General features: G+C 40.1%; 9 protein-coding genes. 6 read left to right on the top strand and 3 right to left on the bottom strand.

Annotation, left to right across the window (positions count from 1 at the left end; translation table 11 throughout):
• Position 1: 1 nt before the first annotated feature.
• The 6 genes from deoC to BR73_RS0125775 all read left to right on the top strand — a co-directional run bounded on the left by deoC (position 2) and on the right by BR73_RS0125775 (position 6,795).
• The gene (gene deoC, locus BR73_RS0125800) at positions 2-667 is read left to right on the top strand and encodes a deoxyribose-phosphate aldolase (RefSeq protein WP_033168622.1); all 666 of its coding nucleotides are present in this window, start codon (positions 2-4) and stop codon (positions 665-667) included.
• A gap of 203 nt (positions 668-870) precedes the next feature.
• Complete coding sequence (deoD, locus tag BR73_RS0125795; RefSeq protein WP_033168621.1) at positions 871-1,575, top strand: purine-nucleoside phosphorylase; 705 nt, start codon at positions 871-873, stop codon at positions 1,573-1,575.
• 131 nt (positions 1,576-1,706) lie between these two features.
• On the top strand, positions 1,707-2,903 hold the full coding sequence (locus BR73_RS0125790) for a BMP family ABC transporter substrate-binding protein (RefSeq protein WP_033168620.1): 1,197 nt from the start codon (positions 1,707-1,709) through the stop codon (positions 2,901-2,903).
• A 136-nt stretch (positions 2,904-3,039) separates the two neighbouring features.
• A complete protein-coding gene (locus BR73_RS0125785) occupies positions 3,040-4,581 on the top strand; it encodes an ABC transporter ATP-binding protein (RefSeq protein WP_033168619.1) in 1,542 nt (513 codons plus the stop codon).
• Between the two features lie 157 nt (positions 4,582-4,738).
• On the top strand, positions 4,739-5,842 hold the full coding sequence (locus tag BR73_RS0125780; RefSeq protein WP_033168618.1) for an ABC transporter permease: 1,104 nt from the start codon (positions 4,739-4,741) through the stop codon (positions 5,840-5,842).
• On the top strand, positions 5,842-6,795 hold the full coding sequence (locus BR73_RS0125775) for an ABC transporter permease (protein WP_033168617.1): 954 nt from the start codon (positions 5,842-5,844) through the stop codon (positions 6,793-6,795). Before BR73_RS0125780 ends, BR73_RS0125775 begins: the two co-directional genes overlap by 1 nt.
• Before the next feature lie 591 nt (positions 6,796-7,386).
• Here BR73_RS0125775 and BR73_RS0125770 read toward each other — a convergent pair.
• From BR73_RS0125770 to BR73_RS0125760, 3 genes are all read right to left on the bottom strand, one after another.
• Entirely contained in the window at positions 7,387-9,639 is a 2,253-nt protein-coding gene (locus BR73_RS0125770; RefSeq protein ID WP_051685623.1) for a DNA topoisomerase (ATP-hydrolyzing), read from the bottom strand.
• 471 nt (positions 9,640-10,110) lie between these two features.
• Positions 10,111-12,042 carry a DNA gyrase subunit B gene (locus BR73_RS0125765; RefSeq protein ID WP_033168615.1) on the bottom strand — a complete coding sequence of 644 codons (1,932 nt, stop codon included), beginning with the start codon at positions 12,040-12,042 and terminating at the stop codon, positions 10,111-10,113.
• Positions 12,043-12,277: 235 nt separating this feature from the next.
• Positions 12,278-12,982 carry a helix-turn-helix domain-containing protein gene (locus BR73_RS0125760; RefSeq protein ID WP_033168614.1) on the bottom strand — a complete coding sequence of 235 codons (705 nt, stop codon included), beginning with the start codon at positions 12,980-12,982 and terminating at the stop codon, positions 12,278-12,280.
• Between the last annotated feature and the right edge of the window lie 221 nt (positions 12,983-13,203).

Here is a 13,203-nt window from a genome sequence, read left to right as displayed (position 1 = left end):
TATGAAAGAATTAGAAATGCTGCGTTATGTTGACCATACCCAATTAAAGGCGGTGGCAACCTGGGAAGATATAAAGGTATTATGTGATGAAGCATTGGAATATGGCACTGCATCTGTATGCGTACCTCCCAGCTATATCGGACGTATTAAAGCGGAATACGGTGATCAGATCAATATTTGTACTGTTATCGGGTTTCCTTTAGGATACAGCACTGCAGAGACCAAGGCCTTTGAGTGCAGGCAGGCTCTGGAGGACGGAGCTTCTGAAATTGATATGGTTATCAATATTACAGATGTTAAAAACGGTGCTTACAAGAAAGTAGAAGAAGAAATTGCTCTGCTTAAGCAGATAACCGGAGATAAAATCCTTAAGGTTATTATCGAAACCTGCTATCTGACCAAAGAGGAAAAGATTGCAATGTGCCATGCAGTTACCAATGCGGGAGCTGATTTTATCAAGACTTCCACAGGTTTTGGTACCGGAGGTGCTACTCTGGAAGATGTAAACCTTTTCAAAGAGCATATCGGACCCAAGGTGAAGATAAAAGCTGCAGGAGGAGTAAAAAACCTGGACGACCTGAAAGCCTTTATCGATGCGGGATGTGCAAGAATCGGCACAAGCTCTGCAGTAAACTTTGTAAAGGGCTTAAAGACTGAGGGTTATTAATAAGTTAAATAATTGTTATATATTGGAGCTTTTGTTGACTGGATTGCATTAAACTTAATTTAATTAGTTGTTTGGTGAATTTTTTTAAGATAATTAAGTTAAAACAGCTGTATTCATTCATAAACGCAGTATCGTTTGGTTCGAATGTTTCCAATAGACAGATTGTGCACAATGATTTAAAATATGCAAAGAGGAGGAACACTATGAGTACACCTACACCGCATATTGCGGCTGGGAAGGGCGATTTCGCAAAAACCGTATTGATGCCCGGAGATCCCTTAAGAGCTAAATTCGTAGCTGACAATTACCTTGAAAATGCTGTATTAGTAAATCCTGTAAGAGGAGTGAACGGATATACCGGAACCTATAAGGGCAAGAAGGTATCCGTTATGGCAAGCGGAATGGGAATGCCATCCATTGGTATATATTCCTATGAACTGTATCATTTTTATGATGTGGACAACATTATCCGCATTGGAACTGCCGGTTCCATGCATAAGGACTTAAAGATCAGAGATGTAGCCTTTGCAATGGGTGCCTGCACCAATTCAGCTTTCGCCAGCCAGTTTGAATTGCCCGGCACTTTCGCGCCAATTGCGTCCTATGACCTTCTTTCCAAAGCAATCAAAGTGACAGAAGATATGGGAATTCACTATATGGCGGGTAATTTCTTATCCTCAGATACTTTTTATGATGATTCCCAGGGTACCATGAAATGGGCTAAAATGGGAGTTCTCTGCGTAGAGATGGAAGCAGCAGCTCTCTACATGAACGCTGCAAGAGCCGGCAAGAATGCACTGGCTATCTGTACTATTTCCGATTCTATCGTTACAGGAGAAGCAACAACGGCAGAAGAACGCCAGGAAAGCTTCCACGACATGATGAAGATTGCGCTGGAAATTGCGTAAGCACATCATAAAAGCAGAACCGCTGTTGAAATAAAACTGCGGCTTGTAGTTAATGTCTGTAAAGCGGCCGCCCGGTGCGGCTGATTTTAAGAAAAGTTTTCAAAAACATATTTTTAGGGAGGAATGAAAAAATGAAATTATTTAAAAAAGCATTAAGTATTGCTTTAGCCATGACATTAGTATTCTCATTAGCAGCATGTGGCTCAAAGAACAACAATGGTAATAACACTGGTTCTACCGGAGAAGCAACACCTACTCCTGAAGCTACAACAGAAGCAACACCTGAAGCAACTGACAATTCCGGTTCTGACACTTATGAAATCGCTCTGATTACCGATATCGGTACAATCGATGACAAGTCCTTTAACCAGGGATCCTGGGAAGGTGTTGAAGCTTATGCAAAAGAAAACAACAAGACTTACAAATACTACAAACCTACTGAGAAATCCGATGAAGCTTACCTGACAAGCATTGACCTTGCAGTAAAAGCTGGTGCAAAACTTATCGTTTGCCCCGGATACCTTTTCGAAGTACCTGTTCATACAGCTCAGACAAAATATCCTGATGTAAAATTCATCATCTTAGATGGTGTTCCTCACGCTGGTGATTATACTCCTGATATTGCTTCTAACTCCTACTCTATTTTCTATGCTGAGCAGGAAGCTGGTTTCCTTGCTGGTTATGCAATCGTAAAAGAAGGCAACACCAAGTTAGGTTTCATGGGTGGTATTGCTGTTCCTGCCGTTATCCGTTACGGTTACGGATTTGTACAGGGTGCTGAGTATGCAGCAAAAGAGTTAGGTCTTGCTGCTGGCAGCGTTGATGTTAAATACACTTATGTTGGTAACTTTGATGCAACACCTGACAATCAGGCAAAAGCAGCTTCCTGGTATAATGAAGGAACAGAAGTAATCTTTGCTTGCGGTGGTGCTGTTGGTAACTCTGTTATGAAGGCTGCTGAAGCTGCTGGAACAAAAGTAATCGGTGTTGACGTTGATCAGTCTACCGAGTCTGATACAGTTATCACTTCTTCTATGAAGAACTTAAAGAAATCCGTATATGATGCTTTAGCAACATATTACGCAAATGCATTCCCCGGCGGAACCTCTGTAACACTTGATGCTACAACAGAAGGTGTTGAGCTTCCTATGGATACTTCCAAGTTTACAAAGTTCACAGCTGATGATTATGCAGCAATTTATGATAAGATTGTTAAGAAAGAAGTTACTATCTTAAATGACACAACAGCAGTTGGTTCTGACGGTGCAGCTATTGCGGATGCAAGTGGTCTTCCTGTTGAAAGTGTAAAGGTTGAAGTAGTTAAGTAATTAACGCATAAAGACTATTTATATATAAGCTGTTATAAGTTTTTAACCGAAGAAAACTAAAGTTCAACTTATATAACAATGAGGGTACCTATTAGTTTAAGTACCCTCATTTTTAAAGAAAGCTTAGGAGGACTGTATGGAATATGTCATTGAAATGAATCATATCACGAAAGAGTTCGGTAATTTTAAAGCTCTTGATGATGTAACGCTGCGAGTTAAAAAAGGAGAAGTTCATGCTCTTCTTGGTGAGAACGGAGCAGGAAAATCTACGTTAATGAGCGTTTTATTTGGTTTATATCAAGCGGAGCAGGGAGAGATTAAAATAAACGGCAAGACCGTTAAAATCAACAATCCCAATGATGCCAATAATCTTAATATCGGCATGGTACACCAGCATTTTAAACTGGTGCATAATTTCACAGTCCTGGAAAGTATCGTTTTAGGCCGGGAGACCGTAAAAGGCGGCTTCCTTAAGATGGATGAGGCCAGAAAAAAGATTGTAGAGTTAAGCGAACATTATAAACTAAAAATTGACCCCGATTCCTATATCTCAGATATTACTGTAGGTATGCAGCAAAGAGTAGAGATCCTTAAGATGCTCTACCTGGATAATGAAATTCTGATCTTTGATGAGCCCACTGCTGTATTAACTCCTCAGGAAATCGATGAATTGATGAAGATAATGAAGAATTTAGTAGACGAAGGCAAATCTATTATATTCATTTCACATAAATTAAATGAAATCAAAGCGGTAGCCAATCGCTGCTCTGTTTTGCGTAAAGGCAAATACATCGGAACCATCGATGTGGAAACAGCCACCAAAGAGACCATGTCAGAGATGATGGTTGGCCGTAAGCTTAGTTTCAACCTTGACAAAGCGGAAGAGAAGTTAGGAAATGTAACTTTAAAAGTAGAAGGGCTTTCCGTTAGTTCAAAAATTTCTCATAAGAAAGTTGTCAATGACGTTTCTTTTGAAGTAAAAAAAGGTGAAATTGTTTGCATTGCCGGTATTGATGGCAACGGACAGTCTGAACTTGTATATGGTATTACCGGACTTATGCCAATACAATCCGGTAAAATATCATTAAACGGTAAGGATATTACAAAGGATTCCATCAGAAAAAGAAGTCTGGCAGGTATGGCACATATACCGGAGGACAGACACAAACATGGATTAGTTCTTGACTATACCCTTCAGCAGAATGCAGTACTTCAGACATATTTTGAACCAAGATTTCAAAAAGCGGGCTTTATCCGTTTTGATGCCATAAGAGAATATGCAAGAAAACTGATTAAGCAATATGATATCAGAAGTTCTCAGGACGAAGAATCAGTTACCAGGGGCATGTCAGGTGGTAACCAGCAGAAAGTTATCATTGCCAGGGAACTTGACAGGGACCCGGATATCGTACTTGCCGTACAGCCTACCAGAGGACTTGATATCGGTGCTACGGAATATATACACAAACAGCTGATAAAACAGAGGGATAATGGAAAAGCCGTACTTTTAGTTTCCCTTGAATTAGATGAAGTAATGGATGTCAGTGACCGCATTCTTGTTATGTATGAGGGTGAGATTGTTGCTGACCTTAATCCGAAAGAGGTAACTGTACAGGAACTTGGACTTTATATGTCCGGCTCCAAAAGAAAAATTGCGAATGAAAAGCCGGGTGCTTAATTCTTGTATTTAAACGGTTATTAACGGATAACTTTGCAGTATGGTTGTCTGTCAGCTGAACCTGAAACAGTTAAAATAGACGGTTTCCGTTAAACCGCTTAAGTTATTTTCGGGTACTGAAATAAGAATTATGCCAAGAGCAGGAAAGAGGATATATATGAAGAAGCGGAAATTTATGTTAAGCAAGGGCGGCAAGGATTTTATTGCATCCATTATAGCAATTGCTGCCGGACTTCTTATCGGATTGATCATATTGCTTTTTAGTAATTCCAAGCAGGCTTTCCCGGCTTTCGGAATGATACTAAAGGGAGGATTTACCGATGGTCTGGTGGGCATTGCACAGGTATTTTATCTGTCCACACCCATTATACTGACCGGTTTATCCGTAGGCTTTGCCTTTAAAACAGGACTTTTTAACATAGGTTCCTCCGGCCAGTTTACCTGCGGAGCTTTTGCAGCAGTTTACATTGGTGTAAAATGGACCTTTTTACCTGGGGAAATTCACTGGGTGGTAGCACTTATCGGAGCTCTGATAGCCGGAGCTTTATGGGGAATGGTTCCCGGTATCTTAAAAGCAGTTGCAAATGTTAATGAAGTAATTACCTCTATTATGATGAATTATATCGGTATGTATCTGGTAAATATCTTAATTGTTAAGTTCGTATACGATCCTATTAAGAGTCAGTCCGTACCCGTTGCCAAGACAGCAATTATACCAAAAGCCGGACTGGACAAATTATTCAAATCCAATAACATAAATATCAGTATTTTTATCGCTGTCTTAGCTGTTATTATCGTTTATATTGTATTGAACAAAACAACCTTTGGTTTTGAGCTGAAAGCCTGCGGATTGAGTCCTGATGCCAGCCGTTATGCCGGAATCAATGCAAAACGAAACATTATTCTATCCATGACCATAGCCGGAGCATTATCCGGACTTGGCGGCGGACTTCTCTACCTTGCAGGTTCCGGTAAGTATATGCAGGTTCTGGATGTACTGGCTCCACAGGGCTTTAATGGTATATCGGTAGCGCTCCTTGGTATGTCCAATCCCATCGGTATACTGTTTGCAGGACTTTTTATCGGACACATTACAGTAGGCGGAAACAATATACAGCTCTATGATTTCGTGCCTGAGATCGTAGATATTATTATCGCTACTATCATATACTTTGGTGCTTTCGCGTTGTTAATAAAGAGTATCATCGGCAAAATAAGAAGAAAACCTTCTGAGACAGCCGCAGTAAAGGAGGAAAAATAATGGATATTTTATATTTTATCGTACAGCAGACCATGTTTTTCGCAATTCCTCTCTTAATCGTGGCCTTAGGAGGAATGTTCTCCGAACGAAGCGGTGTAGTTAACATTGCCTTAGAAGGTATAATGGTTATGGGAGGATTCTTTGGTATCGGCTTCATCCATATCTTTGAGTCCAGGATGAGCGGTCAGCTCCTTCTGTTACTGGCTTTATTGGTAGCAGCCATATCAGGTGGTATATTCTCTCTGTTACATGCATTTGCGTCTATTAATCTTAAAGCTGATCAGACCATCAGCGGTACTGCCCTGAATTTATTTGCACCGGCTTTTGTAGTATTCGTAGCCAGAATGCTTCAGGGTGTACAGCAGATCCAGTTTAAAGATACTTTTCATATGAATAAGGTTCCGTTTCTGGGAGATATTCCGTTTATCGGACCGTTATTATTCAGAAATGCTTATATTACAACCTATATCGGATTAGGTATTGCTATTGTGGCTGGTATTGTTATCAACAAGACCAGATTCGGTTTAAGACTGCGGGCTTGTGGCGAACATCCCCAGGCAGCAGATTCTGTAGGTATCAATGTTTACAAAATTCGTTATGCCGGTGTGGTGATTTCCGGTGCGTTAGCCGGTATAGGTGGATTGGTATTTATCGTACCGACCTCCACGAATTTTAATGCCAGTGTAGCTGGTTATGGTTTCCTTGCACTTGCAGTACTGATCTTTGGTCAGTGGAGAACAAACAAGATTATTGCAGCTGCTTTCTTCTTTGGTATCATGAAGACTTTTGCTTCCGCATATTCTGTTGTTCCGGTTTTGAAGACACTTCCTATTTCAACGGAAGTGTATAAGATGATTCCTTATATTGCGACTCTTGTTATTCTTGCTTTCTCTTCCAGGAATTCGCAGGCGCCTAAGGCGGAAGGAATTCCTTATGATAAAGGAAGCAGATAAGAGCGGGATGTTTCAGTGCCGGGGTGTATCTGGGGACTTATTGCACTGTGCTGAATACTGCTAGACTCGAGGATAGGTGTATTTAAGATAAATCTGAATAAAATAACCGCCAGGTTTTTAAAGTATGGAGTTAATAACAATTGTTAGACATAATTATGTGTCTGATGAAAGGTATTAACACAAGATTTAAGACCAGGCGGTTGTTTTTTTGGTATTTAAGAATTTATCATTTTAGGGCAAAAGAGAGGTTTTCACAAGGGGACGGCGAGTTACGCAAAACAGAAAGAACTCATGCTTCAATTCCAAGGCATAAGAAGTCCTAATTCTCTGATGATTTTGTGCTTGGCATATTATAAAACTGATAACTCGCTTCGCTCAAACAATCAGTTTTATAATATAGCACGAAATCATCAGAGAAAAGGACTTCTAATGCCTTTCCATAGGCGCATTCGTTCTTTCTGTTTTGCGTAACTCTCCTGAAATCGTATGGAAGTATGGGTTTTTGACACTCTTGAACTATAATTAAATTGTTTTAAGGTTCTATGATAAAGGTTGCGGGACATTAGTAATAAACTTATCAGTAATTAAAATTTATTTCTCTAGCTGTGCCTTCTGTCCTTTTTGCGCTCTCTTTCTTAGGCGGACTTTCTTGATGCATAATTCTTTTTCCTTGAACAGGAAATATTCATCCGTCGGTTTGGGGATGACAGTTAGGACAACAGAATCACCTTTTTCAAGTTCAATAGATTTAACACCTCTGCCGGTTTTCTTCATTTCAGGTATCTCCTCTAACTGGAAGCCTAAGGAGGCACCTTTTTCTGTCAGAAGTATAACTTTTGAATCTTTTGCCAGTGCTTCACTGGCTGATAACATTATGATACTTACGATTTCATCTCCCGCTTCCAGTTTCGTAGCCGAGATCGTAGAGCGAATTGTCTCAAACTCTATTCCGGATACCAGTTTTATAAAACCGGCTTTGGTTGAAAATACTAATTGTGACTCAAAGAGCTGTTCGAAGGAGGTATATAAGAGGATATTCTCTTTATCTACCTTGCAAAGCGTATGAATCAGGGCGCCTTTATCCTTAATCTTGCATTTGGGTATCTGTGATACTTTGACCTGATGCATATTACTTTCCGCAGTAAAGAGGCATAGCTTATCTGTATTTTTGCATAGGATAATATTCGGATATTCCTTTATGGTATCCTCTGAAAGCCTTGTATAAGAAACGGAATCTATGGATTTGGTATAGCCGAACCGGTCTATGAGGATATATAGGTCTTCTATTTTTACTTCTTCCACATAATCTACGTTTGTTATAGAGGATAGCTGCGTTCTTCTTGGTATGTTAAAAGTCTTTTTATATTCTTTCAGGGTGGTTTTTATTACCCTGTACAATTCTGCTTTGTCACTTAGGATTAGCTTGTAATTTTCTATACTGTTTCTTAAGGAATCATTTTCCTCATGCAGTTTAAGAATCTCCAGTCCGATTAATCGGCTCAATGGCATGGCAAGGATTGCTTCCGCCTGACGTTCTGTAAAGTCAAGGGTTTTGGCCTGCTTTTCGGAAGCTTTGGATTTGAACTTGATATCTGTAATGTCTCCGGCGGTCAGACAGGCTTTGGCTTGTCCGATAGAAGAGCTGCCTCGCAGTATTTCTATAATCAGGTCTATTACATCGGTAGCACGAATTAATCCGTCTACGATTTCCAGCCTGTTTTCTGTCTTAGCCAGTAGATGTTCGTACTCTTTGGTATAAAGCTCCTCCTGGAATACAATAAATTCCTTCAGCATGGCTTTTAAGGAGAAAACCATAGGCTGCTGTTCTTTTACGGCCAGCATATTAACACCGTAAGTATCTTCCATCAGAGTCTTCTTATATAGTCCGTTAAGCAGATTTTCTGTATCACGGTCTTTTTTAACTTCGATTACGACACGAATTCCTTCTTTTGAGGATTCATCCCTTACATCATAGATTTCATCAAAGACCTTGTCTTTCATTAGGATAACCAGATTTTCTACCAGTTTGGTCTTATTACCGGCTACAGTATAGGGAATCTCTGTGATTATGATGTTTTTACGGCCGTTTTCTCCGTTTTCAATTTCCGTAGCGGCACGAAGACGAATTTTTCCTTCTCCGGTTTCATAGATGTTACGGATATCTTCCTGGTTTATGATAATACCGCCCGTAGGGAAATCAGGGCCGGGTATATATTTCATTAATTTATCAAGGGTGATTTCGGGGTTGTCCAGATAAGCAATGGCACCGTCTATTACCTCTGCCGGGTTATGGGGAGGTATGTTCGTTGCCATACCTACAGCAATTCCTGTAGAGCCGTTGATTAAAAGATTCGGAATCATTGCCGGCAGTACAACCGGTTCTTTCTCGCTGTCGTCAAAGTTGGGAATGAAGGGTACCAGCCCCTTTTCCAGATGGTCAAGCATTGTCATAGCACCATCGGATAATCTGGCCTCTGTATAACGCATTGCCGCACTGCCGTCACCGTCAATGGAGCCAAAGTTTCCGTGGCCGTCTACTAAAGGAATGGACATGGAATAGTCCTCTGTCATTCGTACCAGGGCATCATAAATGGAACTGTCACCGTGGGGGTGGTATTTACCCATGGTATCACCTACGATACGGGCACTTTTACGATGCGGTTTCTGTGGGTCCAGGCCCAGTTCCTTCATAGCATACAATATTCTTCTTTGTACCGGCTTCAAGCCGTCCCTGACATCAGGAAGAGCTCTTGCGATAATTACGCTTATGGCATAATCTCTAAAGGAATTACGCATTTCCTCCGAATAGTCAAGCTGTATGATATTTTCCGTTGTCTCTTTCATGTGTATACCCATTGTCTATCGCAGGCCAGGCTGCGATACTGCCACAAATCAAAATGAGTGAAAGAATCTTAGCGTGGCAGCCTTTCTAATAAATTTTCCTTCACTTCTTACGACATGATGTCGTGCTTTTCTGTTACCTATATGATTCCTGAAAAAGTCAGGATTTGCACTCTCTGAGCTTATTTGGGCTTTTTAATACCCATTGGAATCTAGGCGTGCTTCAGTCAAAGGTGAAAATTGTTTAATTTCCACACTGGCATCCATTTGTGCCTTTGAATGTATTAATCAAAAGCGGAATTGCTGTAATTTCCAAACAAAACACCTATTCATGCCTGGAATGTTCTAATCTAAAGTGGAAAACTCTTACTAATCCCTACATCATTTATCACATACTGCGTTTGTCTGCGGATGTTGCACTGACACTAAGCAGGATGATAGTTTATACGCTCTCATAATTCATGGTGTCATCGTTTATATATCAAGCTTTGCGTATTTTGCTTCTTCCATTATAAAATTTCGTCTGGGAGGAACGTTATTGCTCATAAGGAGAGAAGTTATTTCATCTGCTTCCATGGTATCACTGATGGTAACCTGAGCAAGTACGCGGGTATCCGGGTTCAGTGTGGTTTCCCAGAGCTGGGAGGCGTCCATTTCACCAAGACCTTTATAACGCTGAAGGGCTATTATCTTATTTTCTTTTATTTTTCGGAATTTCTCCAGTTCAAAATCGTTAAAGAGATATTCTGATTGCTTCTTTTTCTTATTTTTTACGGTAGTTTCGTAGTCCACCTTGTATAAAGGCGGCAGTCCTCTGTATATCTTTCCTTCCAGAATCAATTCAGGCATAAACCGGTAAAAGAAAGTCATTAGGAGAGTACTGATATGTGCACCGTCCACGTCTGCATCGGTTAAGATGATTATCTTGCCATAACGCAATTTATTGATATCAAAATCATCCCCGATACCGCAGCCAAAGGAGGCAATCATTGATTTGATCTCATTGTTTACTAAGATCTTCTCTAGAGAGGATTTCTCCACATTTAAGATTTTACCTCTTAAAGGAAGTACTGCCTGAGTACGTCTGTCTCTTGCGGTTTTTACAGTTCCACCTGCAGAATCGCCCTCTACGATATATACTTCGCATTCCTCTGCTTTTTTGGAGGAACAGGAGGCAAGTTTCGTCTTGGCATCTGAGTCTGAAAGTTGTTTTAATACTGCAAGCCTTGCTTTGTCTCCGGCTTTTCTTGCGTTGTAGGATTTCATGGAGTTATCGATTATGCGTTTTAATACTTCTATATTTTTATCAAAATATCTCTGGACTTCAGTGGAAAAAACATCATCAACAGCACTTTTGGCGTCGGTATTGCCAAGCTTGGTTTTTGTCTGTCCCTCAAACTGAGGATCCGGATGCTTGATAGATATAATCGCCACCAGGCCATTACGGATATCCTTACCGTCCAGATTCTCGTCCTTATCCTTTAAGGTGCCAAGTTCTCTGGCATACTGATTTATTACTCTGGTTAAGGCTGTTTTAAAGCCGGTAACAAGGGTTCCGCCGTCAACGACATTTATACGGTTGCAATAGGCATTAATCTGTTCATTGTAAGACTGGGTATACTGAAAAGCCACTTCAACTTCAATATCACCGTTCTGACCTGAAATATAGACCGGTTCTTCGTGGAGGATTTCCGTATCACGATTTAAATAAGCAACGAAGCTTTTGATTCCGAACTCCTCCTGGTAAGTTACATCTTCTCCGGTATTCTCATCCTGAAAACGGATATAGAGATTTTTATTTAAATAAGCTACTTCTTTTAGTTTTTTCTTAATGGTATCAGCTTTGAATTCTACGGTTTCAAATATGGTATCATCAGGGTAGAAGGTCACCTGGGTTCCGGTGTCGCTCTTATTGCACTTTCCGACAACAGGAAGATAACCGTCTACCAGTTCAGTGACAGGATGTCCACCGTTTTGGTATTCGTCCTGATAAATTTTTCCGTCCTGATGAATTTCAACGATCATACGCTTTGATAAGGCATTTACAACGGAAGCGCCTACGCCGTGAAGTCCTCCGGATACCTTATAGGCTGTACCGCCGAACTTTCCGCCGGCATGTAAAATGGTATATACCACACGGGCGGTAGGAATATGTTTGGTGGGATGGATATCAACAGGAACACCACGTCCGTTATCCCGTAATGTGATTCCTCCATCCTTTTTCAGTGTTACATGTATCTGTGTGCAGTAACCTCCAAGGTGCTCATCTATGCCGTTATCAAGGATTTCCCAGATAAGATGATGAAGGCCTCTGGAGCCGGTACTGCCGATATACATACCAGGGCGCTTTCTTACAGCCTCCAAACCTTCAAGGACTACTATCTGACTGCCGGTATATTGTTCCATACATTTATTTCCTTTCGTAAATCAATCAATTATTTCTATTCTAACATATTTAAAGGTGAAAATCCAGAATTTCTATACCTGTAAGGTATTAGACAGTGCTGAATTTAAGGAGTAAGGATTCAGTGGGAGGAGTATATGATAAGGAGTATAATGCATTTAATCAATATTTAAACACTGGGACAAAAAAAGAAACAACCACGCATAAGTCATTTCTTCTTTGAATGTAGTATACATATTAGTTCTTATGGGCTTGCTCTGCCATCTGAATCAGTGTAATCTCGTTTTGCAGCATCTCTTTAAATACATCCACCAGATTCTGATTCTTTGAATACAGGCAGGTTGAAAACTCTTTATCATTTACTTCCCCTGTCAGGACTTTGTAGGAATCCACAATTAACCGGACCTGGCAGTTAACCTGTTCTTTTCCGTATATTATGGCACCTTCCAGCTTCAGTGGCTTATCCGTAAGGATAACAACCTTAATGTCTCGTTCCACGAGCTTTTTAAGGTCAGCTTTTATAATATCCAGAATATAGGAAGAGACAGATATGTAAATACGTTTCTGGCATTCCTCTAACATATTACGGAGTTTATTTAAAATATTTTCTTCTCCTTTAATTGTAATATAGCCATCGGTTTCTTTTTTTCTGGCGGGCATGTTTTTGATAATCATTTCTCGTATACTGTCCAGATTGCGTATGATATTGCGGCTGAATTCTTCGAAAGGAACTGCAGTATATTTTGTTACATTGCCCTCCATAACATAAGCTGCCCCTTTTTCTACTATGCCGGCTAATGCATTATAGGTATTGGAGCGGGATATACCAGTCAGCTTTGCAACCTCATATCCGGTTAGTTCTCCGTTTACCTGCAGTGTCAGGTAGATGGTAGATTCCTGCCTGGTAAGCCCGAAATGTATTAATTGTTCAACTAACTCCATCCTAGTATCCTTTCTGTTGTTTATTACAGATTAATATATAATTTTTTGTATAATTATCTGGTATTATGGTATAAGTCCATATCATACAATTTTTCAGATCATTGTCAAGTAGTAAAAGGCCCTACATGCATTACCTTGGTAGTTCTGAAAAATTAAAAAACATCAGAACCACTTAGGGTTATAAAAAGTATATACTTGATGCAAATAAAAGTAAATATAGA

Origin of the sequence: Clostridium sp. KNHs205 (assembly GCF_000702945.1) — a bacterium.
Lineage (GTDB): Bacteria > Bacillota > Clostridia > Lachnospirales > Lachnospiraceae > Anaerocolumna.
Note: the sequence above shows the minus strand (reverse complement) of the source record. Positions and strands in the feature narration are given on the sequence as shown.

Excerpts from the sequence above, each read along its gene's own strand:
- deoC (WP_033168622.1), top strand. The coding sequence starts at position 2 with ATGAAAGAATTAGAAATGCTGCGTTATGTTGACCATACCCAATTAAAG.
- deoD (WP_033168621.1), top strand. The coding sequence starts at position 871 with ATGAGTACACCTACACCGCATATTGCGGCTGGGAAGGGCGATTTCGCA.
- BR73_RS0125790 (WP_033168620.1), top strand. The coding sequence starts at position 1,707 with ATGAAATTATTTAAAAAAGCATTAAGTATTGCTTTAGCCATGACATTA.
- BR73_RS0125785 (WP_033168619.1), top strand. The coding sequence starts at position 3,040 with ATGGAATATGTCATTGAAATGAATCATATCACGAAAGAGTTCGGTAAT.
- BR73_RS0125780 (WP_033168618.1), top strand. The coding sequence starts at position 4,739 with ATGAAGAAGCGGAAATTTATGTTAAGCAAGGGCGGCAAGGATTTTATT.
- BR73_RS0125775 (WP_033168617.1), top strand. The coding sequence starts at position 5,842 with ATGGATATTTTATATTTTATCGTACAGCAGACCATGTTTTTCGCAATT.
- BR73_RS0125770 (WP_051685623.1), bottom strand. The coding sequence starts at position 9,639 with ATGAAAGAGACAACGGAAAATATCATACAGCTTGACTATTCGGAGGAA.
- BR73_RS0125765 (WP_033168615.1), bottom strand. The coding sequence starts at position 12,042 with ATGGAACAATATACCGGCAGTCAGATAGTAGTCCTTGAAGGTTTGGAG.
- BR73_RS0125760 (WP_033168614.1), bottom strand. The coding sequence starts at position 12,982 with ATGGAGTTAGTTGAACAATTAATACATTTCGGGCTTACCAGGCAGGAA.